This is a genomic window from Streptomyces chromofuscus, from assembly GCF_015160875.1.
GTDB lineage: Bacteria > Actinomycetota > Actinomycetes > Streptomycetales > Streptomycetaceae > Streptomyces > Streptomyces chromofuscus.
The window spans coordinates 158748-175679 of the sequence record NZ_CP063374.1 but is presented as its reverse complement, the minus strand read 5'-3'; the positions used below and the strand labels follow the sequence as shown (position 1 = coordinate 175679).

Below are 16932 nucleotides of genomic sequence, written 5' to 3'. Positions count from 1 at the left end.
ACTGCCCCCGTGAGAGTCTTCCTGGATATATTTCATCCAGAATCACCTCCGTGAAGAGCGCGCGGTCAGGGCCGCGCGCGAAATGAATCAGTCGACCCCGAAGGCCTGGCGCACCCGTGTCGCCATGTCGGCGCTGTGCGCGTCGCTCGAAGCTTGGACGTCGGCGAGACTCTGCTCGGCCAGCGCCTTCCGCCAGGCCGTCTCGGCTCGCCCCATGGCGGTCCTCACCGCGCACGGCCGGGTAAAGGCGGCGTTCGGGCATCGCTCGCCGATCGTGCCGCAGCGACGGATCTCGGCGCAGGTGAAGAGGGGCTCGTCACCCTCGACGGCGACGACCACGTCCAGCAATGACACGGCCTCCAAGGGTCTGGCCAGCCGGAAGCCGCCCCGTGCGCCGGGCACGGACTCCAGCAAACCGGCCTTGACGAGCTGTTGTAGCTGCTTGTTCAAGTAGGAGGGCGACAGGTCGTGACCGGCAGCCAGCTGTGCCGTCGGCACGGGCTCGCCGCCACCGAGCCATGCCAGGTTGAGCAGCGTGTGCATCGCCCATTCGACACCTTTGCCGGTTCGCATACCTGGATACTACACATCCAGTTTTCCGGGTGCAAAATGCCGTCGCTGCCGTTCGTTGCCTCGCTGCGCCTCGCCACCCCGATGGGGCGCGTGCAGGGTTTGACGCTGGTAAACTGGATGTCTACTATCCAGATATCTGAGCGGGTGGCGTCGGCTGAATGACGCCTCCTTGGTTGTGTGCCGGGATCGATTCGCCCGCTCGTTGCGTGAACGACGCCCTGGCTGATCCGGGCGTTCGAGCACCCCGATCCTGTGCGCTGCGCCCTGGGCGCGTACTTCTGTGGAGTGATTCTGGATGAAAAATATCCTGGTTATTGGCGGCGGGTTCGCCGGCGTGTGGTCGGCCGCAGCCGCCGTGCGCGCGGCGCGTGCCCATGGCGTGCCGCAGTCGGAGCTGCAGGTGACGGTGGTCAGCAGCGGCGACGACCTGGTGATCCGTCCGCGGCTTTACGAGTCCGATCCGGAGAACAAGCGCGTGGCGCTGGACCGGGTTCTCGGTCCGATCGGCGTACGGCGGATCGCCGCGACCGTCACCGGCATCGACACCGGCACCCGGACGGTGGACGCGGTCGACCGAAGCGGCCGTACCACCGTGCTGAGCTACGACCGTCTGGTGCTGGCCTCCGGCAGCCAGGTCGTGCGCCCGACGATTCCGGGCGCTCAGTGGATCTTCGACGTGGACACGCTCGATGCCGCCACGGCTCTGGACCACCATGTGCGCCGGCTGCCGCAGCGCGCGTCGACGCCTGGACGCTTCACCGCGGTCGTCATCGGAGCGGGCTTCACCGGCCTCGAGGTGGCCACAGAGCTGACCGGCCGACTGCGGGACCTGGCAGGCGACGCCGCCGATGTCCGGGTCGTCCTGGTGGAACGTGCCGATGTCCTGGGGCCCGAGCTGGGGGAGGGCCCGCGCCCGCACATCAGCTCCGCCCTCAGCGAGACAGGAGTCGAGGTGCGTCTGGGCAAGACGGTCGAACGGGTCACCGAGACTGAGGTGGAGCTCTCCGACGGAGAACTCATCCCTGCGTCCACCGTGATCTGGACGGCCGGCATGGCCGCCAGCCCTCTCACCCAGTACATCCCCGCAGAGCGGGACCGGAACGGGCGACTGCGAGTGGACGAGTTCCTGCGCGTACGGGGAGTGCCCGAGGTGTTCGCGTCCGGTGACACCGCGGCCGCTGCCGCCGACGAGGGGCAGACGGTCATGCAGAGCTGCCAGCACGCCATTCCTCTGGGCAAGTTCGCCGGCCACAACGTGGCCGCCGACGTCCTCGGGCTGGAACTGGCGCCCTTCACCCCGAACCCCTACGTCACGTGTCTGGACCTCGGATCCGCCGGCGCGGTGGTCACCACGGGCTGGGACCGGATCGTGGAGAAGACCGGCGACCGGGGGAAGGCGCTGAAGCAGCAGATCAATGCCGAATGGATCTATCCGCCGGTCGACGACGCCGCCGCGATTCTCGAGCTCGCCGACCATGGCGACAGCTGGTCGATGGAGGAAGTCAGCGGCTGAGGCGGTTGTCGCCGCGGGGGCGAGGAAAGCTCCATGACCGGGTCAGGGAGCGCCCAGCGCCGCGTCCACCTCGGCACGTGCCACCGCCGACGGCAAGGCGTCTCCCGCCTTGTCGTCGGCGGTGGAGGGGGTCCGCTGCTGCGTCGGGTCTCCGGGCACGCGTGATGCGCATGCAAGACGGGTGAGCACCGGACCGCATCGCAGTGCCGCCGGTGCGGGCGGAGCACTGCCCAACTGTCCGAGTCCCTCAGCTCGTTACTTGCATCGGGCCAGCTCCACGAAGCGCGGATCGTCGTACTCGACCAGGCAGAACCCCATCCGGGCCCGCGGCATCACACCCACAATGGCCGCGAGAGCACAGCCCACGGCTCCGATCTGGGCAAGTGGCCCTGGGCGTTGAACGGTTCGCCTGGCTCCACCAGCGCGGTCAGGGCCTCTCACCGAGTGAGTGCACATCGGCCACGACACCTGCGGGCCCCGGAAATCAGCGGTACGTCTCTCCGGGTTGGGCGGTGGCCGGGTGGAGGAGCTGGGAGACCGTGACGAACGTGTAGCCCTGAGCGGTGAGTTCTCTCAAGATGGCGGGCATTGCGGGCACGGTGCCTCCGTGCAGCGGGTGGAGCAGTATGATTCCGTCGCGACCGGCGCCGTCGAGGACACGTTCGGTGATGAGCGCCGAGTCGGTCGTCTGGTAATCCTTCGCAGTGACCGTCCACAGGATTTGCGCCAGTCCCAAGTCCCGCATCATGTCGGAGACCCGGTCGTCGGTTCGGCCCTGAGGCGGCCGCATGAGAGTGGACTTTTTTCCCGTTATGTCAGAGATGGCGCGTTCGGTCCGCATGATCTCGTCCCGGATCTGCTGGTCGGAGACGTCGGTCAGTCGCGGGTGGCTCCAGGTGTGATTTCCGATCTCATGCCCCTCGTCCGCGATTCGCCGTACCACGTCCGGATGCCTGTTTATGCGCCTGCCTTCCAGGAAGAACGTGGACGGCGCGTTGTACTGTTTCAGGAGGTCCAGGAGTCGGTCGGTCGGCTCGCCGGGGTTGCCGTCGAATGTGAGCGCGATGCATTTCTCGGTGCTGCAGTCAACCTGCCCCGGGGCAACCTTGGCCTTCGCGGCAGCCTCTTCGCGTACGGCTCGCGGGGAAAGAGTGTCCTTGAAGGTCGACTTGACGGCGATGACTCCAGCCACCAACACGGCCACGACCAGGACTATGAGCAGGCGATTTCGCTTCTTCGTGAAGTGCGTCATCACACGCTCTCTTGTTTGACCCATAACTGGACGCTCCTGTTTCGGGGGCCGACAGATCTGTCATTCGATGCGGTGGAAATAAGAGGGAAGAAAGTCCGCGCAAAGTCGCGGTGGCTCGGCATCGTCGGGCATGGCGAAGCGACCTCGAAGGTGACCGGACCCGGAGGTGGTGGAGATGACGCAGGAGCCAGGGAACGCCCCGATGGGGCTGCCGCCGCCGCAGTCAGGCACGGCAGGACAGGGGAGGCTCGGTGAGAGCGTGCGGAAGCCTGCGGCATCACAGGGGACTGCTGTATCGGTCCGCCGGAAGGCTCAGTAGTCCCCTGCCGAACTGGCGCAGCAGCGGGCGACGTAACGGTGCTCGTCCACGCTGGCGTTCAGTCCTCGGTCCCCGCACATCGCTGGCGTCCGACGCGCACAAAGGCGCGGACTCTCGGACGACGAGACGTCCCTATGTGGCCCGTGCCGTGCTGCACGGCCTGCTTGCGCTGGCCGTCGTCGCCTCCTTCCCTCTCCTGAGGCACGCCGTGGCGGTGGGGCTGCTCGGTGTCTCCTCGGCAAGGGGGGCAGGGAGGCCGTCGATACGCTCTGTGACGGTCGGCGCCGGTATCGGCGGCCGGCAGGCTATTGGTGCAGGAAGGATCGGGTGCCGTCCGTGGGTGCAGATGCGATGCAGCCGGGGCCGTCGTCCGGGGCATCCGTGATCGTCATGGAGCCGAGGGGACGCCTGGTGTGAGCGGCGGGGAAACCGATGACGAGTGTGCCTCCGGTCGGCACAGTCGCCGGGTCCACGTAGGCGACGATTTTGCCGTTCTCCTCGGTGATGTAGGAGGAGGCCCGGCCGCGGGTATCTTCGGCGGCCTCCGACTCGGGCCGTGCCGAGGTGGTGGCCTCGGGGGTCTGGCTTGCGCCCGCGAACGGGCCCGAGAACGGACAGTCCGAGTCACCGAGCAGCACCTTCGCCCTCACACCCACGCGGGCAAGATCCCTGCTCAGGGCCTCGGCATCAGGCCTGCGCGACGGGTCCTCGATGGTCAGTTTGACTTTGCCGGTGCCCTGCTGTTCCACCGTGTAGGCGACGTTGGCGATCCGGCCGACGGTTCGGCCGTCTGGGGAAGAGCTTGCCGGGCCCGCTTCGGTGTTCGGCCTGGACGGAGCGAGGGTCAGCGTCGTGCCCGCCACTGCGGCCGCCATGCCCCCGGCCACGGCGACCAGGACCCAGCGCACTCGGCGGCTCGTCACTGGCCGTGCGTCGGCCGTTGCGCGCATGCCTGCTGGTTCGGCGCGCTGCCGGACGTGATCCTTCAGTTCGTGCATCAACCGCTCCTCGAAGCGTTCGGAGTTCATCAGGCCTCCATCAGGGACGAGAAGGGTGGAGCAGACTCCAGAACTGTCGTCTCAGGCGCACACTTGAGGGCGCGCCGGGCGCGGTGCAGCCGAACCCGGGCGGTCACCTGGGTGATCCCGAGCACCGTGGCGGCCTCGGCGACGGTCAGCCCGTCCACCGCGACCGACTCGAGTACGGCCCGCTGGCCCGCCGGCAGCGCGGCCAGGTCTGCCAGCAGTGCGCGGTAATCACGTTCGGCGTCGATTCGCTCCTCCAGCCGGGCGATGTCGTCGCCATCCAGCAAACGACGGCCGGCGAGCCGCCGTTCGGCGGCCCACGCCCGAGCGGCGCGCCGTTCCTCGGAGGCCGCGACGTTACGGGCGATGCCGTACAGCCACGCGACCGGGCTGCCCAGTTCGTCCCGGTAGCCGTGGGCCGCGGAGATGGCCGCCAGGAACACCTCGGCGACCAGGTCGGCCGCGGCATGCGGATCACGGCAGCGCCGAGTGGCGTACCGCAGCACAGCCTGCACGTGCTCGCGGTAGAACGCCTCGAACGCTTCCGGATCCTCTCCGATCCTCGCCACCTCATAACCGCCCGGCGGTTGCCTCACATCGACTCCTTGCTCTCTGCCCGTCCCCCTTCACTCCCTCTTGGCGTCCACAAGCCGAGGCGTTACACAACGAGCGTATTCCCAAGGTTGTCGGCACTGTTGTGCTTCTTCTTGGACAGCACAGTGCGTGTGTTTGACGGCGTGCAGTGGGTGGATGCCCGTAGGGTGACTGCCTGCGCGTGCCGCAGGTCGGGCTGACGCTTCTCAACTCCACTCCGGCGCCCCGGCCGACATGCTGTTGCTGTTGACACCGGGGCGCCCGCGTGAGGAGTGCTTCGCGCAGGTGGCTCGACCGGCGCGTACCTGGGAGCAGGAATGAGCCGCGTTCCCAAGGCATGACTGGTACGTCGCGGAGCAGGGACCACACAAGACGTGCGCTGGGCCCGTCACCCCCGGTACCGCCGGGATGCCGCAGATGCGGGGCCCTCTCGCAGCGGCGGCCGGCTGGACCTGGTCCGGGGGACGCGCGGAGCACGGTCAGCGGTTGGTGGAGGCGAGTTGCTGCGGCGTGTAGCGGGCGCCATGCACGGTGTCGGGGCGGACAACCGCGTCCAGTGAGGCCAGGTCCTCCGCCGTGAGCACCAGGTCGGCCGCGGCCGCGTTCTCGGCGAGGTAGCTGCGGCGCTTGGTGCCGGGGATGGGCACTGCCTGCTGCGCGGCCACCCAGGCGAGTGCCACCTGCGCCGGGGTCGCGCCATGGTGTTCGGCGACGACCCGGATGTGCTCGACGAGTTCCAGGTTGGCTGCGATGTTCTCCGGGGAGAACCGGGGAAGTCCGCGGCGGGAGTCGTCGGGTTCCAGGTCGTCCACGCTGCGAATGGCACCCGAGAGGAATCCCCGGCCGATGGGGGAGTAGGCCACCAGGCCGATGCCGAGCTCGTCCAGGGTCTGTTTGATTCCGGACTCCAGCAGGTCCCGGCTGAACAGCGACATCTCCGACTGCACGGCGGTGAGCGGGTGCACGGCGTGCGCACGGCGGACGGTGTCCGCGGACACCTCGGACAGGCCGATGTAGCGTACCTTCCCCGCCGCGACCAGTTCGGCCATGCCGCCGATCGTCTCTTCGACCGGGGTCTTCGGGTCGAGGCGGTGCATGTAGTAGAGGTCGATGCGGTCGGTGTCGAGGTGCCGCAGGGAACGTTCGACGGCGCGGCGGATGTGTTCGGGGCGGCCGTCCAGGGGGCCGGGCTGACCATCGTCCGTGAAGTCGAGACCGAACTTGGTCGCCAGCAGTATCTCGTCACGCCGGTGCCCCAGGGCCCGGCCCAGCAGCCGCTCGTTCTCGAAGGGGCCGTAGGACTCGGCCGTGTCGAACAGGGTGATGCCGAGGTCTGCGGCGTGGTTGAGGGTGGCTATGGACTCCTTCTCGTCGTCACTCGCGCCGTACGCCCCGCTCATGCCCATCGCGCCGAAGCCCTGCGCCGACACGGTCAGCCCCTGATTGCCCAGTCGAACCGTTCTCATGTGCTGTCTTTCCCATCTCACTCGGCTACGCGCCGGGGCGGGGCACGCCCCGCGACGAGCTCCCGACCCGGCGGATTGCACTGTACACACACCATGTGTTGTGAGCTTGAGCCGCTACGTAACACCGTGTTCCCAGCGTTTGGGACGGGACACGACAGGACCGGACGAGCCGCAGGCGCCGCCGCAGCTGCCATAGGTGCATAGGTGGATGGATGCATAGGCGCCATCCGCTTCGCTGTAGCTCCGCTCTCGATGAGCGGCTTTCCGTTCCAGCCGACGGCGCCTGCCTTCCTGATCGGTCAGGAGGCCGTCGGCGCGAGGTGCGGATGCCGGGCTGGTCCCGTCCGGTGCGTCGACGACGGGCCGCGCCCGGCCCGATCTGCGGCCGCCTGCTCGGTGAGCCGGTCGAGGATGGGGCGCATCAGCGCGATGCGCTCCTGGCATGCCCCATCTCCTCCGGCTCACGGTCGAACTCGACCGCGCGGCGGCGGCCACACGGCCTTCGTGAGTAGCCGCGCCTCCTCACCGCCTCCTGTAACTGTCCCTGACAAGAGATGTGAGCATGTGGCCGGCGGGCTGCCTGCGCGTTGGTCTGGTCGTGGGCAAGCGACGATCGCGACCGTGGATCGTCGCGGAGGTGTCCCTTGGGTCAGTGCTGTCGAGCAGGGAACTCACCTGGACGGCGTGCCTGACGACCACATGCCGAGCCACTGCTCGGCGCCCCAGGCCTGGAACCGCTCTACCTCGGTGAACCCCAGTTTCGCTGCGAGACGCATCGAGCCGACGTTGGCGGTCTGTGTGGTGAGCACCACCGGCTCGCCCGGCAGGACGCCGGCGAGCCAGCCGAGTGCCGCCGCGCACGCCTCGGCGGCGTATCCGTGTCCCCATGCTCGCGGCAGGAACAGGTAGCCGAGATCGGCTTTCCCCGCGGCAGCCGGGCGGCGGTGCCCCGTTGCTCTCCTGAGCAGGATCTGGCCGATCATCGCCCCGTCGAGATCGACGACGAAGCTCCCGGGCCACCGCTCGGGCACCTCAGGCGCCTCGCGCTCAAGCTCGTCACGCGGCCGGGGGCCGCCGAGGTAGGTGTGCACCTCTGGCGAGGCGAGAAGTTCGATGAACGCCGAACGGTCGCGGCCCTCTGACTCGCGGAGTACGAGCCGCTCGGTCCTGATCGGGGCAGGTGGCCAGGCGACGGGTCCAAGTCCGTTCATGGCGGGCAACTTATCGCACGCCCATCGTGCAAGAGCCTCAGACTCCGGAACCACGTGGCAGGTGGCCGGAGAACGCGGTGCGCCGCCGACCACGGGCACCTGTGGAGCACGCCGTGTCACGGTTGCTCTTCTTCCGGGCCTCCGGCAGAACGAGCACCGACGGCACCAGCCACCTCCCCAAGCGACGCGCGCACAGTGGTCTGCATTGGTCGTCTGCCGCGAGGCGGATCTTCGTGGTCAGTCCGCCGCGGGACCGGCGATGGCGTGGTGGGCCGGTTCGCCAGCCAGGACAAGGCTCGCTTTCTTGCGGGCCCCGGCCGCGTGCTGATGAGCTCGCGCGATGGTGGAGTCCACCGACACGACCCGGCTCACATCCTCGTCCGCGTCGGCCTGAGTGATCAGCGCGATGAATCCCCGCTCCCACGCGCCGTCGACGGCCCGCGTCCGCAGCCGGTTGTGGACACCACGCCAGTGGCCGTACTCCTCCGGCAGCTGCACCCACTGGGTAACGGTCCGGAACTTGAAGGCGATGGCGTCGATCACCGCACGATGGTTCCGTCAGTGGCCACCCCGCTTCGGCGTCCGGTCCGGGAGCAACGGCTCGACCGCGCCCACTGCGCATCAGCCAACGGCACACCCGGACCCCGACGACCGACTGAACCGAACAGACCCGCCTGGAAGGGCAGCGCGCCGCCGCCGGGTCACGCCGACCGCGCGTCGACCCGGGCCCGGCCCGGGGGGTGCGGCTCGTCGTCCGGTCGGCGCTCGTCGTCCGGCCGGCGCCCTTCGAGCAGAGCCTGGCCGAGCGGGGACAAGGTGTGCCACACGGTGTTCGTCACCCGTCGGCTGGTGATCAGGTTCGCGTCCCGCATCGTCGCGGCGTGTTCGCTCGCCGAGGCGGCCGAGATGCCCAGCCGTCGGGCGAGCTCCCCGCCGGTCGTGCCGTTGGACGCCCCGATCTCCTCCAGGACCGCCGCGCGGGTGCGGCCCAGCAGGCGGGTGAGCGCGGTCGGTTGTGGGATGCCGGGGTCCTCCGTGAGGAGCTGGAGGCCGCGGTTGGCGGGATAGACCAGCACCGGGTCCAGGTTCCCGTCGCGCAGCGTGATGGGGCGCCGCCAGCAGAAGTACGAGGGGATCAGCAGCAGTCCGCGGCCGTTGAGGAAGAGGTCCTGGTGCACCGGGTAGTCCACCCTGAGCACCGGCGACTCCCAGCGGGCCAGCGGATGGACGTTGCCCAGCAGCCGTTCGACGCCGCCGTCCAGCAGGTCGCGCGCACGCAAGGCCCGCTCGCCGTCGATCACCGCACGGATGCGGGGCCAGGGGCGTGCGAGCACGCGCTGGTGGTAGCGGCGCATGGCTCCGCCGAGCCGGCGCATCGTCTCCGGCTCGCCCATGGCCAGCCCGCGCATCCACGGATCGGCGTGGCGCCGGGCGGACAGCAGGGCGAGTTCGCCGAGCAGCCGGGTGCGGCCGACGCTCATGACGGCGTCCACGGCGGACTCCAGGCCGGTGCCCACGCCCGGCGTCAGGAAGTCGGGTGAGTAGCCGCGCGGTGGTGCGAGCCGGCGCAGCAGGGAGATCGACGGATCGAGCGGGTTCAGGGCCGTGGCCCGCCAGGGCCCGAACACGATGTGGTCCGGTGAGCCGCCGAGCGCGTGCAGGCTCAGCAGCATCTCCCAGGACGGGTCCGGTGCGGCGGCGAGACGGACCCGGCCCAGGTCTTCGGAAGAGAAATGAATGTTCAGCACAGGCGAAAACCCCCCGAGGCGACTGGCTGTGGAATAAGAGGGCCACGTGGGCGTGGCAGTTGCGTCGCTTCGTTCACAGCGGCCGTGTGCGGCGGACTTTCGGGTGAGACCGAAAGTGCGTGCGGTGAGTTCGGCCTCCCGGACACGCTGAAGGCGACCGAAGACGTACGGGTGTGGGGGGAACCTGGTGCGCAGATTCGCCGTGCCGTCACTGCTGTTGCTCGCAATGCTCGCTGCCTGCGGACCGGGCGACCCTGGCGCGCCCGCCGCACGCGCCGAGCCCGACGCCGCGCTCCCGCGCGAGGCCACCACAGACGAGCTCGCGACCCTGCGCCGGGCCGAGGAGATCCTGGAGCGGCGCTGCATGGCCCGCGCCGGGTTCGACCTGCCGGCGGCGCCCGAGCCGGTCCGCGCCGGCCCCGAGCCGCCACCGATGGGGCTCGTCCTGGCCGACCTGGGCTGGGCACGCGAACACGGCTACGGCGCCCGCGTCCGCACCCCGGAGGAGACCGCTCGGCTGCGCGCGAACGACCCGGTGGGCGACCACCTCCGGGCATTGACGCCCGAGCGGCGCGCCGAGGCGCTGCGCGCCTGGCAGGGCGGCGGCGTCGACACCATCGAGGTCACCCTCCCCGGCGGGATGACGACCGGGCGGAGCACCCGCGGCTGCACCAGCGAGGCGCGCGGCGAGCTGTACGGAGACTTCCGCACCTGGTTCGGCGCGGACGCCGTGGACCGCGGAGCCACGGCGCTGGCCATGAACCGGGCCCAGGCGGACCCGGACTTCACGAAGGCGCTGCGGGGCTGGTCGGACTGTGTGGCCGGGCGCGGGCTGCCGCATGAGTCGCCGCAGCGGCTGCGGGCCGCGCTGGGCGACTCGGCCCCCGAGGCCAAGGAGATCGAGTACGCCGTCGCGGAGGCGGCCTGCGCCGTCGGCTCCGACCTGGCGGAGGTCGTCACGGACGTCGAGGAGCGGCACCTGGCGCAGGTGCGCGAGCAGTACCTCGCCGACGTGATCAACGCCCGCCGGATGCGGCTCGCCGCGCTGCCGGAGGCGGACCGGATCGTCCGCGACGAAGACCCGTCGCGGCTCAACACGCACAAGGAAGGCACGAGATGAAGCAGTACGTACGGAGCGTCCTGGCCACGGCGGCCGTGATCGGGCTGGTCGCCACCGCGGGTCCCGCGATGGCCGCCTCGGACGCCGGGTCGTCCGCACCGGCGGCGGCCGGCGCCGCGCCCGGCGCGCCCACCCCGGTACGACCCGGCGCCGACCTCGGCGCCCTGGCCGCGGCCGACGGGGCGGACGGCTACCTCTACGCCTACGACCTGCCCAAATTCGGGGGTGACTGGTGCCGGTGGGACCGTGACGACGAGTGGTGGGGCGACAACTGCGGCAACTTCAACGACCGCGCCACCTCCGTGTGGAACAACGGGTTCCCCGGCCTCTTCAGCGAGGTCTCGCTGCGCCGTGACGTGGACTGGAGCACGAACCAGTCGGTGTTCTGCATCGAGGCGGGCAGCTACTACGCCGACCTGTCCCTCGGCTACGAGAGGTTCCTCGACGGCGGCTGGGCGGACAACGCGGTCAGCGGGCACCGCTGGTTCACCGACGACGCGGACTACATCCACGACCCGCACTACGCCTGCTGACCGGAACGAGGAACCGTGGCCATCACCATCAACCCGCGTGCCACCTGGGGGCAGTACGCCCCCTCGCACCTGCAGGCGCACGCCTGCGCGGATCCCGAGGTCAGTAAGAATCCCGATTGGTCCGGTCACCTGGGTGTGTTCCTGCACTACCTCGGCGCCGGCAGCACCGGCCACCTTCTGACGGAGGAGGACTGCCGTAAGGAGGTCGCCGAGGTCTACCTGGCCCACAAGACCGGTGGCGAATTCGAAGGAGACATCGCCTACAACTACCTCGTCTGCCCGCACGGCCACGTCTACGAGGGGCGTGGAGAGGAACGCGGCGAGGGGAACGCCGGCGACGCCGAACCCATCGACGACGTGGGGCGCAACGAGGGGTTCTACTCGATCGTGGGCATGATCCGCTCCGAGGACGTCGCGAGCGAGGCCATGCTGCGCGGGATCAGGGGCCTCATCGACCACCTGCGCCACACCGCCGAACGCAGGACCGGGAACAAGATCCTCCCGCACTCCTTCGGCTACGACACCGACTGCCCCGGCAACCTGCACATGTACGCGCGGCCGGGATCGACGATCGACCCGTCCGTGCCGTGGCGGGCGCCCGCCGACATCTACGTGTACCGGACGCAGAAGTGGGTCAACGAGACCTACGACACGGCACCCGGGTACGTGATCTGCTCCGAGACCGGCTACACCGGCTGGAACACCGTGCTCGCCCTCACTCAGGGGCTTCAGCACGAACTCGGCATATCTCCCACCGTGCAGAACTTCGGCCCCGGCACGTTCAACGCGGTGAAGAACCGCGAGATCGTACCGGAGTTCGAGCGGAACGCGAATCTGCTGCGCCTGTACAACGGGGCGCTGTGGTGCAAAGGCTACTGGGCCTCCCAGTACCTCGGCGGATGGGGCGAGGAGTCCGAGGCCTCCCTCCGGCAGCTCTACGCCGACATGGGCCTTGACCCTGCCGACGCCGGGCAGCGCCTGGCCATGTGGCCGCACGTGCTGAAGTCGCTGCTGCGCATGGACCAGTTCCGGCTCGTGCCCGGTGGCGATCCCCACGTCCGGGCGATCCAGCAGCGGCTGAACTCCCGCTATGTCGCGGACATCGGAATTCCCGCGATGGGACTGGTGCCCTGCGACGGGATCTACTCCCGCGATGTCCAGCAGGGGCTCATGATGGCCATCCAGTACGAGATCGGGATCGCCCCGGGTTCGATCAACGGGTACTTCGGACCGGGAACGCAGGCGGCCCTCAAGGGACGGGGGTCGGCGACCCTCACGGGCGATCTGCGGTACCTGTTCCGCGCCGCGTGCTACGTCAACTCACCGACGTACACGGCGAACGGGCAGGCGCACTACCTGCCGGCGGACATCGGCACCGACGCCCGGACCGGTACGCACGTGGGGTGGCTCCAGGCCTTCCAGAGGTTCTCCCAGCTCCCCGTCACGGGACACAACGACTACGCGACCTGGGCGCAGCTCCTCGTGTCGTCCGGTGACACCTCACGGGGCGCCACCGGCTGCGACTGCATCACGGAGATCACCCCGCAGCGCGGTCAGTTGCTCAAGGCCAACGGCTACCACATCGTCGGCCGCTATCTGGACGAGCATCTCGCCCCGGGCGACGACGGCTATCTCGGCAAGGCGCTCAAGCCCGGCGAACCGCAGGCCATTCTGAACGCCGGACTGAGGTTCTTCCCGATCTTCCAGTACAACGGCACGGAACTCGGCAACTTCACCTACGACAAGGGCTACGACCAAGGGAAGAAGGCCCACGGGAAGGCCGCCGAACACGGGATCGGCGCCGGTGCGTGCATCTACTTCGGGGTCGACTACGACGCGACGGACGAGGAGATCACCAGCCATGTCGTGCCGTACTTCAGCGGTGTCAAAGCCGGGTTCGCCGAGCTCGGGAGCCGCTACACCTTCGGCGTCTACGGCTCCCGCAACGTGTGCATCCGGGTGTCGAAGGACGCTGGCGCCCGCTGGTCGTTCGTCTCCGGGATGTCCTGGGGGTTCTCGGGGAACCTTGGTTTCCCGCTGCCGGAGAACTGGTCGTTCAACCAGATCCACGAGTACGAGTTCCAGCCGGGCTGGGGCCTTGACCACAACATCTGGCGGGACGGCGGCGATCCCGGTGTCTCCGCCGTCGGCGCAGGGTGAGGGAGGAAGCCGATGATCTCCAGACGCAGTCTTCTGGGGGCCGCCGCCGGCGCCGGCGTGCTGGCCGTGGCGTCGGGCGCCCTGGCGACCCCCGCATCGGCGGCCGCGCCGCGCACGGGGCCGTGGGTGGGTGACGTGTCCGCCAACGGCTGGCGGATCGACCCCGACGCCGTCGCCGTCCACCACGTCGAGGGGTCCGCCGCGTCGCTCGGCCTGCGGCGTGGTGAGGTCGCGGCGGTGCTGCTGCACGTCGCGCGGCGCTGGCACTACGAGATCGCCGCGCTCGGCACGGGTGAGGGCGGCGGCGTCACCGGCCACACCACGCGGCGTACTGTTGGCGCCGATTTCGAGTCCAACCACCTGTCCGGCACCGCGATCGCGCTCCACCCCGCCGCTTATCCGCTGAAGGGGAGCGAGGGTTTGTGGCCGCACCAGGAGGCGATCGTGCGGGACATCCTCGCGGACTGTGACGGGACGGTCGTGTGGGGCGGCGACCTGACCCCGGTGAAGGTCTCGCACTTCCACATCGCCGCCCGTCCCGGGGACAGGGTCCTGGCGCGGGTCGCGGCCCGGCTGGACACCAGCCGGGCCACCGTGTCCCGGATCCAGACGGCCGGCACGGTCGCCGACCCGGCGGCCCCGTCCCGCCGGGCCAAGGCCCGGCGCCTGCGTCGGGCTCAGGGCGCCTGAGAACGGGAAGACACCGAGCGGCGGGTCGTTGGGGCTTCGAAGGCCCTCAGCGTCCCGCCGTCGGGGCGGCGCCCCCCGGCTCCGTGAAGGTGCCGAGCCCGGCAGCGGCCGGCCGGTCGACTCGGTCATCAGCCGGACCGCTGCGCCACTGATGACGGCCGCCGCCGGTTGGTGTGGGCCGTAGGTGAGTCCTCGGCCGGAACGCTCCGGGCGGAGGTGTCCGGCCGGGCGCTACGCACGTACCACAGCCTGTCCCTGCCGCATTGGCGACCTGCGTGAGGTCGCCTTCCGGTCAAGGAGGTCCTGCACGTCGCACCTTCGGACGGTCGCCCCTCACCACCGCGCTTCACGCATTGTGCAGGGACTTCAACGTCTTCGTTGATCGTCGTCGGGGTGCTCGAGCGGGTGATCCATTCAGCCACTGCTACTCTTCTGCCGCCGACGGGAGTCAGACTTTTCAGGGGAGCGTGCAGGAACTGTTCACCGACTTGATGGAGCAGTTCGGCCTCGACCCGATGCTGTGTCCACCGCGTCGCCACCGGCCCCGTCCGCACGCCCGACAGAGAGCAGAACGCACCGTGTTCCAGGAAACTCCCATCTTCAGCCGCCTCGTCGCCGAGCGCGGAGACATCCCCGCCCAGGTACGCGGCGAAGCCGAACGCATACGCCGCGACCTGGCCCGCGTACTGCCCCAGGCGCCGCCCGCACCCCACCCGAGCACAGCGCACAACACCGGCGGTTGGATGGCTCCTCCCGCCCTTCCGTGAGCGCACGGGCGCCAGTGCCGCTGCAGCGAAGCCCTTCACGTCCACGCGCCATGGAACAGCGCGTACCGGAGCAGGTCGGCGAGGCGGCGGACGGTCAGCCGTCCGTTGCTGCTGCCTGGCGGCCGGCCGCGTGCAGGGCAGAGAGTCGGACGCCGTATTGGTGGGGCGACCAGTCCGTCTTCCGCCAGCCCCAGTCAGCGACCGAACCGTCAGGGGCATGGCCCGTCTCCCGACCGACATTTCCGGGCCAGGAACCGCAGACGCCGGGCCGGGATACGGTCGAGAACGCGCGGTCGCGGCTGCTGGTCGGCGCCGCCTTCTTACCCACGGAGGAGAAGGCCTTGGTGAATAGGGTCGGCCCGAACCAGGCAACCCGGCCGCGGAGCACCGCGTAGGCCGCTTGTGCGCCGATCTCGCTCAAAGGCGGTGACCGCTCAGGCCGGCGCCGTATCCAGTGCCTCGGCGGTGATGATGTCACGCAAGGTGGCGGGTCCGCTGTCGCGGCGGGAGCCGCGCTTTCCCTTCTCCAACACGTAGTTGGCGACCAGAGGCTCCCGGTAGGCGTCGTGTCGTGGTACGTCCGCGACGACCGATGCCACCGCCCGCCCCGCTGAGTGCACCGCCATCGCAGGATGCCGCAGCCAGCACCGAGGGCCAAGGCGTGATGTGCGCCCAACGGTGCGGCGTGCAGTTGACCGCGTGCGCACCGGGCGTCCCGTCCGCGCCCGTGCCGCGCTTTCGTTCCACCAGCGGTTCAGCGTCTGCAGGGCCGCTGCGAGCAGGAGACGCGCGGCCATCTCGGGTCCGCCGCATCCGCCCGGTGTTGTCTGCGCACAGCCCGCCGACGCCTACGCCGATCCCGATCAGCGGCACACGTCCGGAGTGGGTCGACCGCGACCAGGTGCGGCCGGTGATGGCTCAGGGCGGAATCGGTCCGTCAGCCCCAGTCGTCAGGAGGTGGCGTCGGCGCGTGCGGTGAAGCGGGCGATGCGGTCCCACATCTGCGGCGGGTTGGAGTAACGCGTGCGTATTGTTCGCCGCCGTACAGCTTGGCTCGCCACTCTTCACCGGCGCGCAGCCGCAGGTGCCGCCCGGGCATGAGGACGCGGAAGAGGGCCTCACGGGGCGGTGCGGGCCTGGGCGGCGATCGCACGCACTATTACACCCATGTCCGTTTCCCGGTGAGGATGGGGCAGGACTGCTGGACGCAGCGGTTTAGGGGTGGGTCATGGACAAGCTGGCGTCAGCCGTGCGTGTCTTCCGGGTACCGGGCCCGCATGGCTTCGCTGGCTGCGGGGCCAGCGGCGAATACGAACTCCTCCGTGTCGACGCGGCGTCCGGTGACGCGGTCGACGACTACGGGTTCGACCTCTTCACCCGAGTCGGCATCGACCAGGATCATGCTGCGCTTGCTGGGATCCAGCCGAGCGTTGCCCCACGCGGCAAGTGCCACGATGACGGAGCGCAGAGACCGTCCAAGGTCGGTGAGGACGTACTCGTACCGGTCCGGGTGGGTCTGGTATTGCCGTCGCTCGAGCAGGCCCTGCGTCACCAAGGTCTTCAGCCGGCTGGTCAGCATGCTCGACGAGATGCCGAGGTTCTCCTGGAACTGGTCGAAGCGCGTGTAGCCGTCGAAAGCGTCATGCAGGATCAGTAGGGTCCACCACTCGCCCACGTACTGGATGGTCTGCGAAAGTGGGCATTCGCGGTCTGCCAATCGCACGCGGGCCGGCATGGGCGATCCCCTTCGGGTCGAATCACGCGAGGTTAGTGACTTCTATCCTAGCAGTAATCAGCTGCCCGTCGGCCGTGCGGCCGGAACGCAAGCGGCCGAGGGCCTGAATGGTGACACGTCGCCCACACGCCCGTGACCGGTGTGACGCCCCCATGCGCGCAAGGACACCAGGCCGAGTCACCCTGGGGCAGTGACCACTCAGCCCGATCCGGAGCGGGTGGTAACG

16 protein-coding genes are annotated in these 16932 nt (G+C 69.5%); 6 read left to right on the top strand and 10 right to left on the bottom strand.

All coding sequences use genetic code 11. The features are described 5' to 3' along the window. Nucleotides 1-87 precede the first annotated feature (87 nt). On the bottom strand, nucleotides 88-573 hold the full coding sequence (locus tag IPT68_RS00675) for an RrF2 family transcriptional regulator (RefSeq protein ID WP_189697665.1): 486 nt from the start codon (nucleotides 571-573) through the stop codon (nucleotides 88-90). A gap of 295 nt (nucleotides 574-868) precedes the next feature. Here IPT68_RS00675 and IPT68_RS00670 point away from each other — a divergent pair, with 295 nt between their 5' ends. Continuing rightward, nucleotides 869-2086 (top strand): NAD(P)/FAD-dependent oxidoreductase, encoded by a 1218-nt coding sequence (locus tag IPT68_RS00670; protein ID WP_189697666.1) that lies wholly within the window; start codon nucleotides 869-871, stop codon nucleotides 2084-2086. A gap of 484 nt (nucleotides 2087-2570) precedes the next feature. On the opposite strand, the gene IPT68_RS00665 is transcribed toward IPT68_RS00670, so the two are convergent. The 7 genes from IPT68_RS00665 to IPT68_RS00635 all read right to left on the bottom strand — a co-directional run bounded on the left by IPT68_RS00665 (nucleotide 2571) and on the right by IPT68_RS00635 (nucleotide 9701). Continuing rightward, entirely contained in the window at nucleotides 2571-3338 is a 768-nt protein-coding gene (locus IPT68_RS00665) for a polysaccharide deacetylase family protein (protein WP_189697667.1), read from the bottom strand. A 624-nt stretch (nucleotides 3339-3962) separates the two neighbouring features. Then, the gene (locus IPT68_RS00660) at nucleotides 3963-4685 is read right to left on the bottom strand and encodes a hypothetical protein (RefSeq protein WP_189697668.1); all 723 of its coding nucleotides are present in this window, start codon (nucleotides 4683-4685) and stop codon (nucleotides 3963-3965) included. After that, entirely contained in the window at nucleotides 4685-5278 is a 594-nt protein-coding gene (locus IPT68_RS00655) for an RNA polymerase sigma factor (RefSeq protein ID WP_189697669.1), read from the bottom strand. Before IPT68_RS00655 ends, IPT68_RS00660 begins: the two co-directional genes overlap by 1 nt. Nucleotides 5279-5755: 477 nt before the next feature. Beyond that, on the bottom strand, nucleotides 5756-6742 hold the full coding sequence (locus IPT68_RS00650; protein WP_189697670.1) for an aldo/keto reductase: 987 nt from the start codon (nucleotides 6740-6742) through the stop codon (nucleotides 5756-5758). A gap of 671 nt (nucleotides 6743-7413) precedes the next feature. Next, on the bottom strand, nucleotides 7414-7953 hold the full coding sequence (locus tag IPT68_RS00645; protein ID WP_189697671.1) for a GNAT family N-acetyltransferase: 540 nt from the start codon (nucleotides 7951-7953) through the stop codon (nucleotides 7414-7416). Nucleotides 7954-8190: 237 nt separating this feature from the next. Beyond that, nucleotides 8191-8496, bottom strand: a complete 306-nt coding sequence (locus tag IPT68_RS00640; protein WP_189697672.1) for a transposase — start codon at nucleotides 8494-8496, stop codon at nucleotides 8191-8193. A gap of 158 nt (nucleotides 8497-8654) precedes the next feature. After that, complete coding sequence (locus IPT68_RS00635) at nucleotides 8655-9701, bottom strand: MarR family transcriptional regulator (protein WP_189697673.1); 1047 nt, start codon at nucleotides 9699-9701, stop codon at nucleotides 8655-8657. A 187-nt stretch (nucleotides 9702-9888) separates the two neighbouring features. Between IPT68_RS00635 and IPT68_RS00630 the strand changes: the two genes are divergently transcribed. The 5 genes from IPT68_RS00630 (at nucleotide 9889) to IPT68_RS00610 (ending at nucleotide 14971) form a co-directional block, all read left to right on the top strand. After that, nucleotides 9889-10821 carry a hypothetical protein gene (locus IPT68_RS00630; RefSeq protein ID WP_189697674.1) on the top strand — a complete coding sequence of 311 codons (933 nt, stop codon included), beginning with the start codon at nucleotides 9889-9891 and terminating at the stop codon, nucleotides 10819-10821. Then, nucleotides 10818-11354, top strand: a complete 537-nt coding sequence (locus tag IPT68_RS00625; protein ID WP_189697675.1) for a hypothetical protein — start codon at nucleotides 10818-10820, stop codon at nucleotides 11352-11354. The genes IPT68_RS00630 and IPT68_RS00625 overlap by 4 nt, the downstream gene beginning before the upstream one ends. Before the next feature lie 15 nt (nucleotides 11355-11369). Then, nucleotides 11370-13514 carry a glycoside hydrolase domain-containing protein gene (locus IPT68_RS00620; protein WP_189697676.1) on the top strand — a complete coding sequence of 715 codons (2145 nt, stop codon included), beginning with the start codon at nucleotides 11370-11372 and terminating at the stop codon, nucleotides 13512-13514. Between the two features lie 12 nt (nucleotides 13515-13526). Beyond that, a complete protein-coding gene (locus IPT68_RS00615; protein ID WP_189697677.1) occupies nucleotides 13527-14204 on the top strand; it encodes a hypothetical protein in 678 nt (225 codons plus the stop codon). A 578-nt stretch (nucleotides 14205-14782) separates the two neighbouring features. Next, nucleotides 14783-14971, top strand: a complete 189-nt coding sequence (locus tag IPT68_RS00610; protein ID WP_189697742.1) for a hypothetical protein — start codon at nucleotides 14783-14785, stop codon at nucleotides 14969-14971. Between the two features lie 434 nt (nucleotides 14972-15405). Here the strand turns inward: IPT68_RS00610 and IPT68_RS00605 are convergent, their stop codons facing one another. Continuing rightward, on the bottom strand, nucleotides 15406-15597 hold the full coding sequence (locus tag IPT68_RS00605; protein ID WP_189697678.1) for a hypothetical protein: 192 nt from the start codon (nucleotides 15595-15597) through the stop codon (nucleotides 15406-15408). Nucleotides 15598-16214: 617 nt separating this feature from the next. Beyond that, nucleotides 16215-16706, bottom strand: coding sequence for a winged helix-turn-helix transcriptional regulator (locus tag IPT68_RS00600; protein WP_189697679.1), 492 nt, complete (start codon nucleotides 16704-16706; stop codon nucleotides 16215-16217). Nucleotides 16707-16932 lie beyond the last annotated feature (226 nt).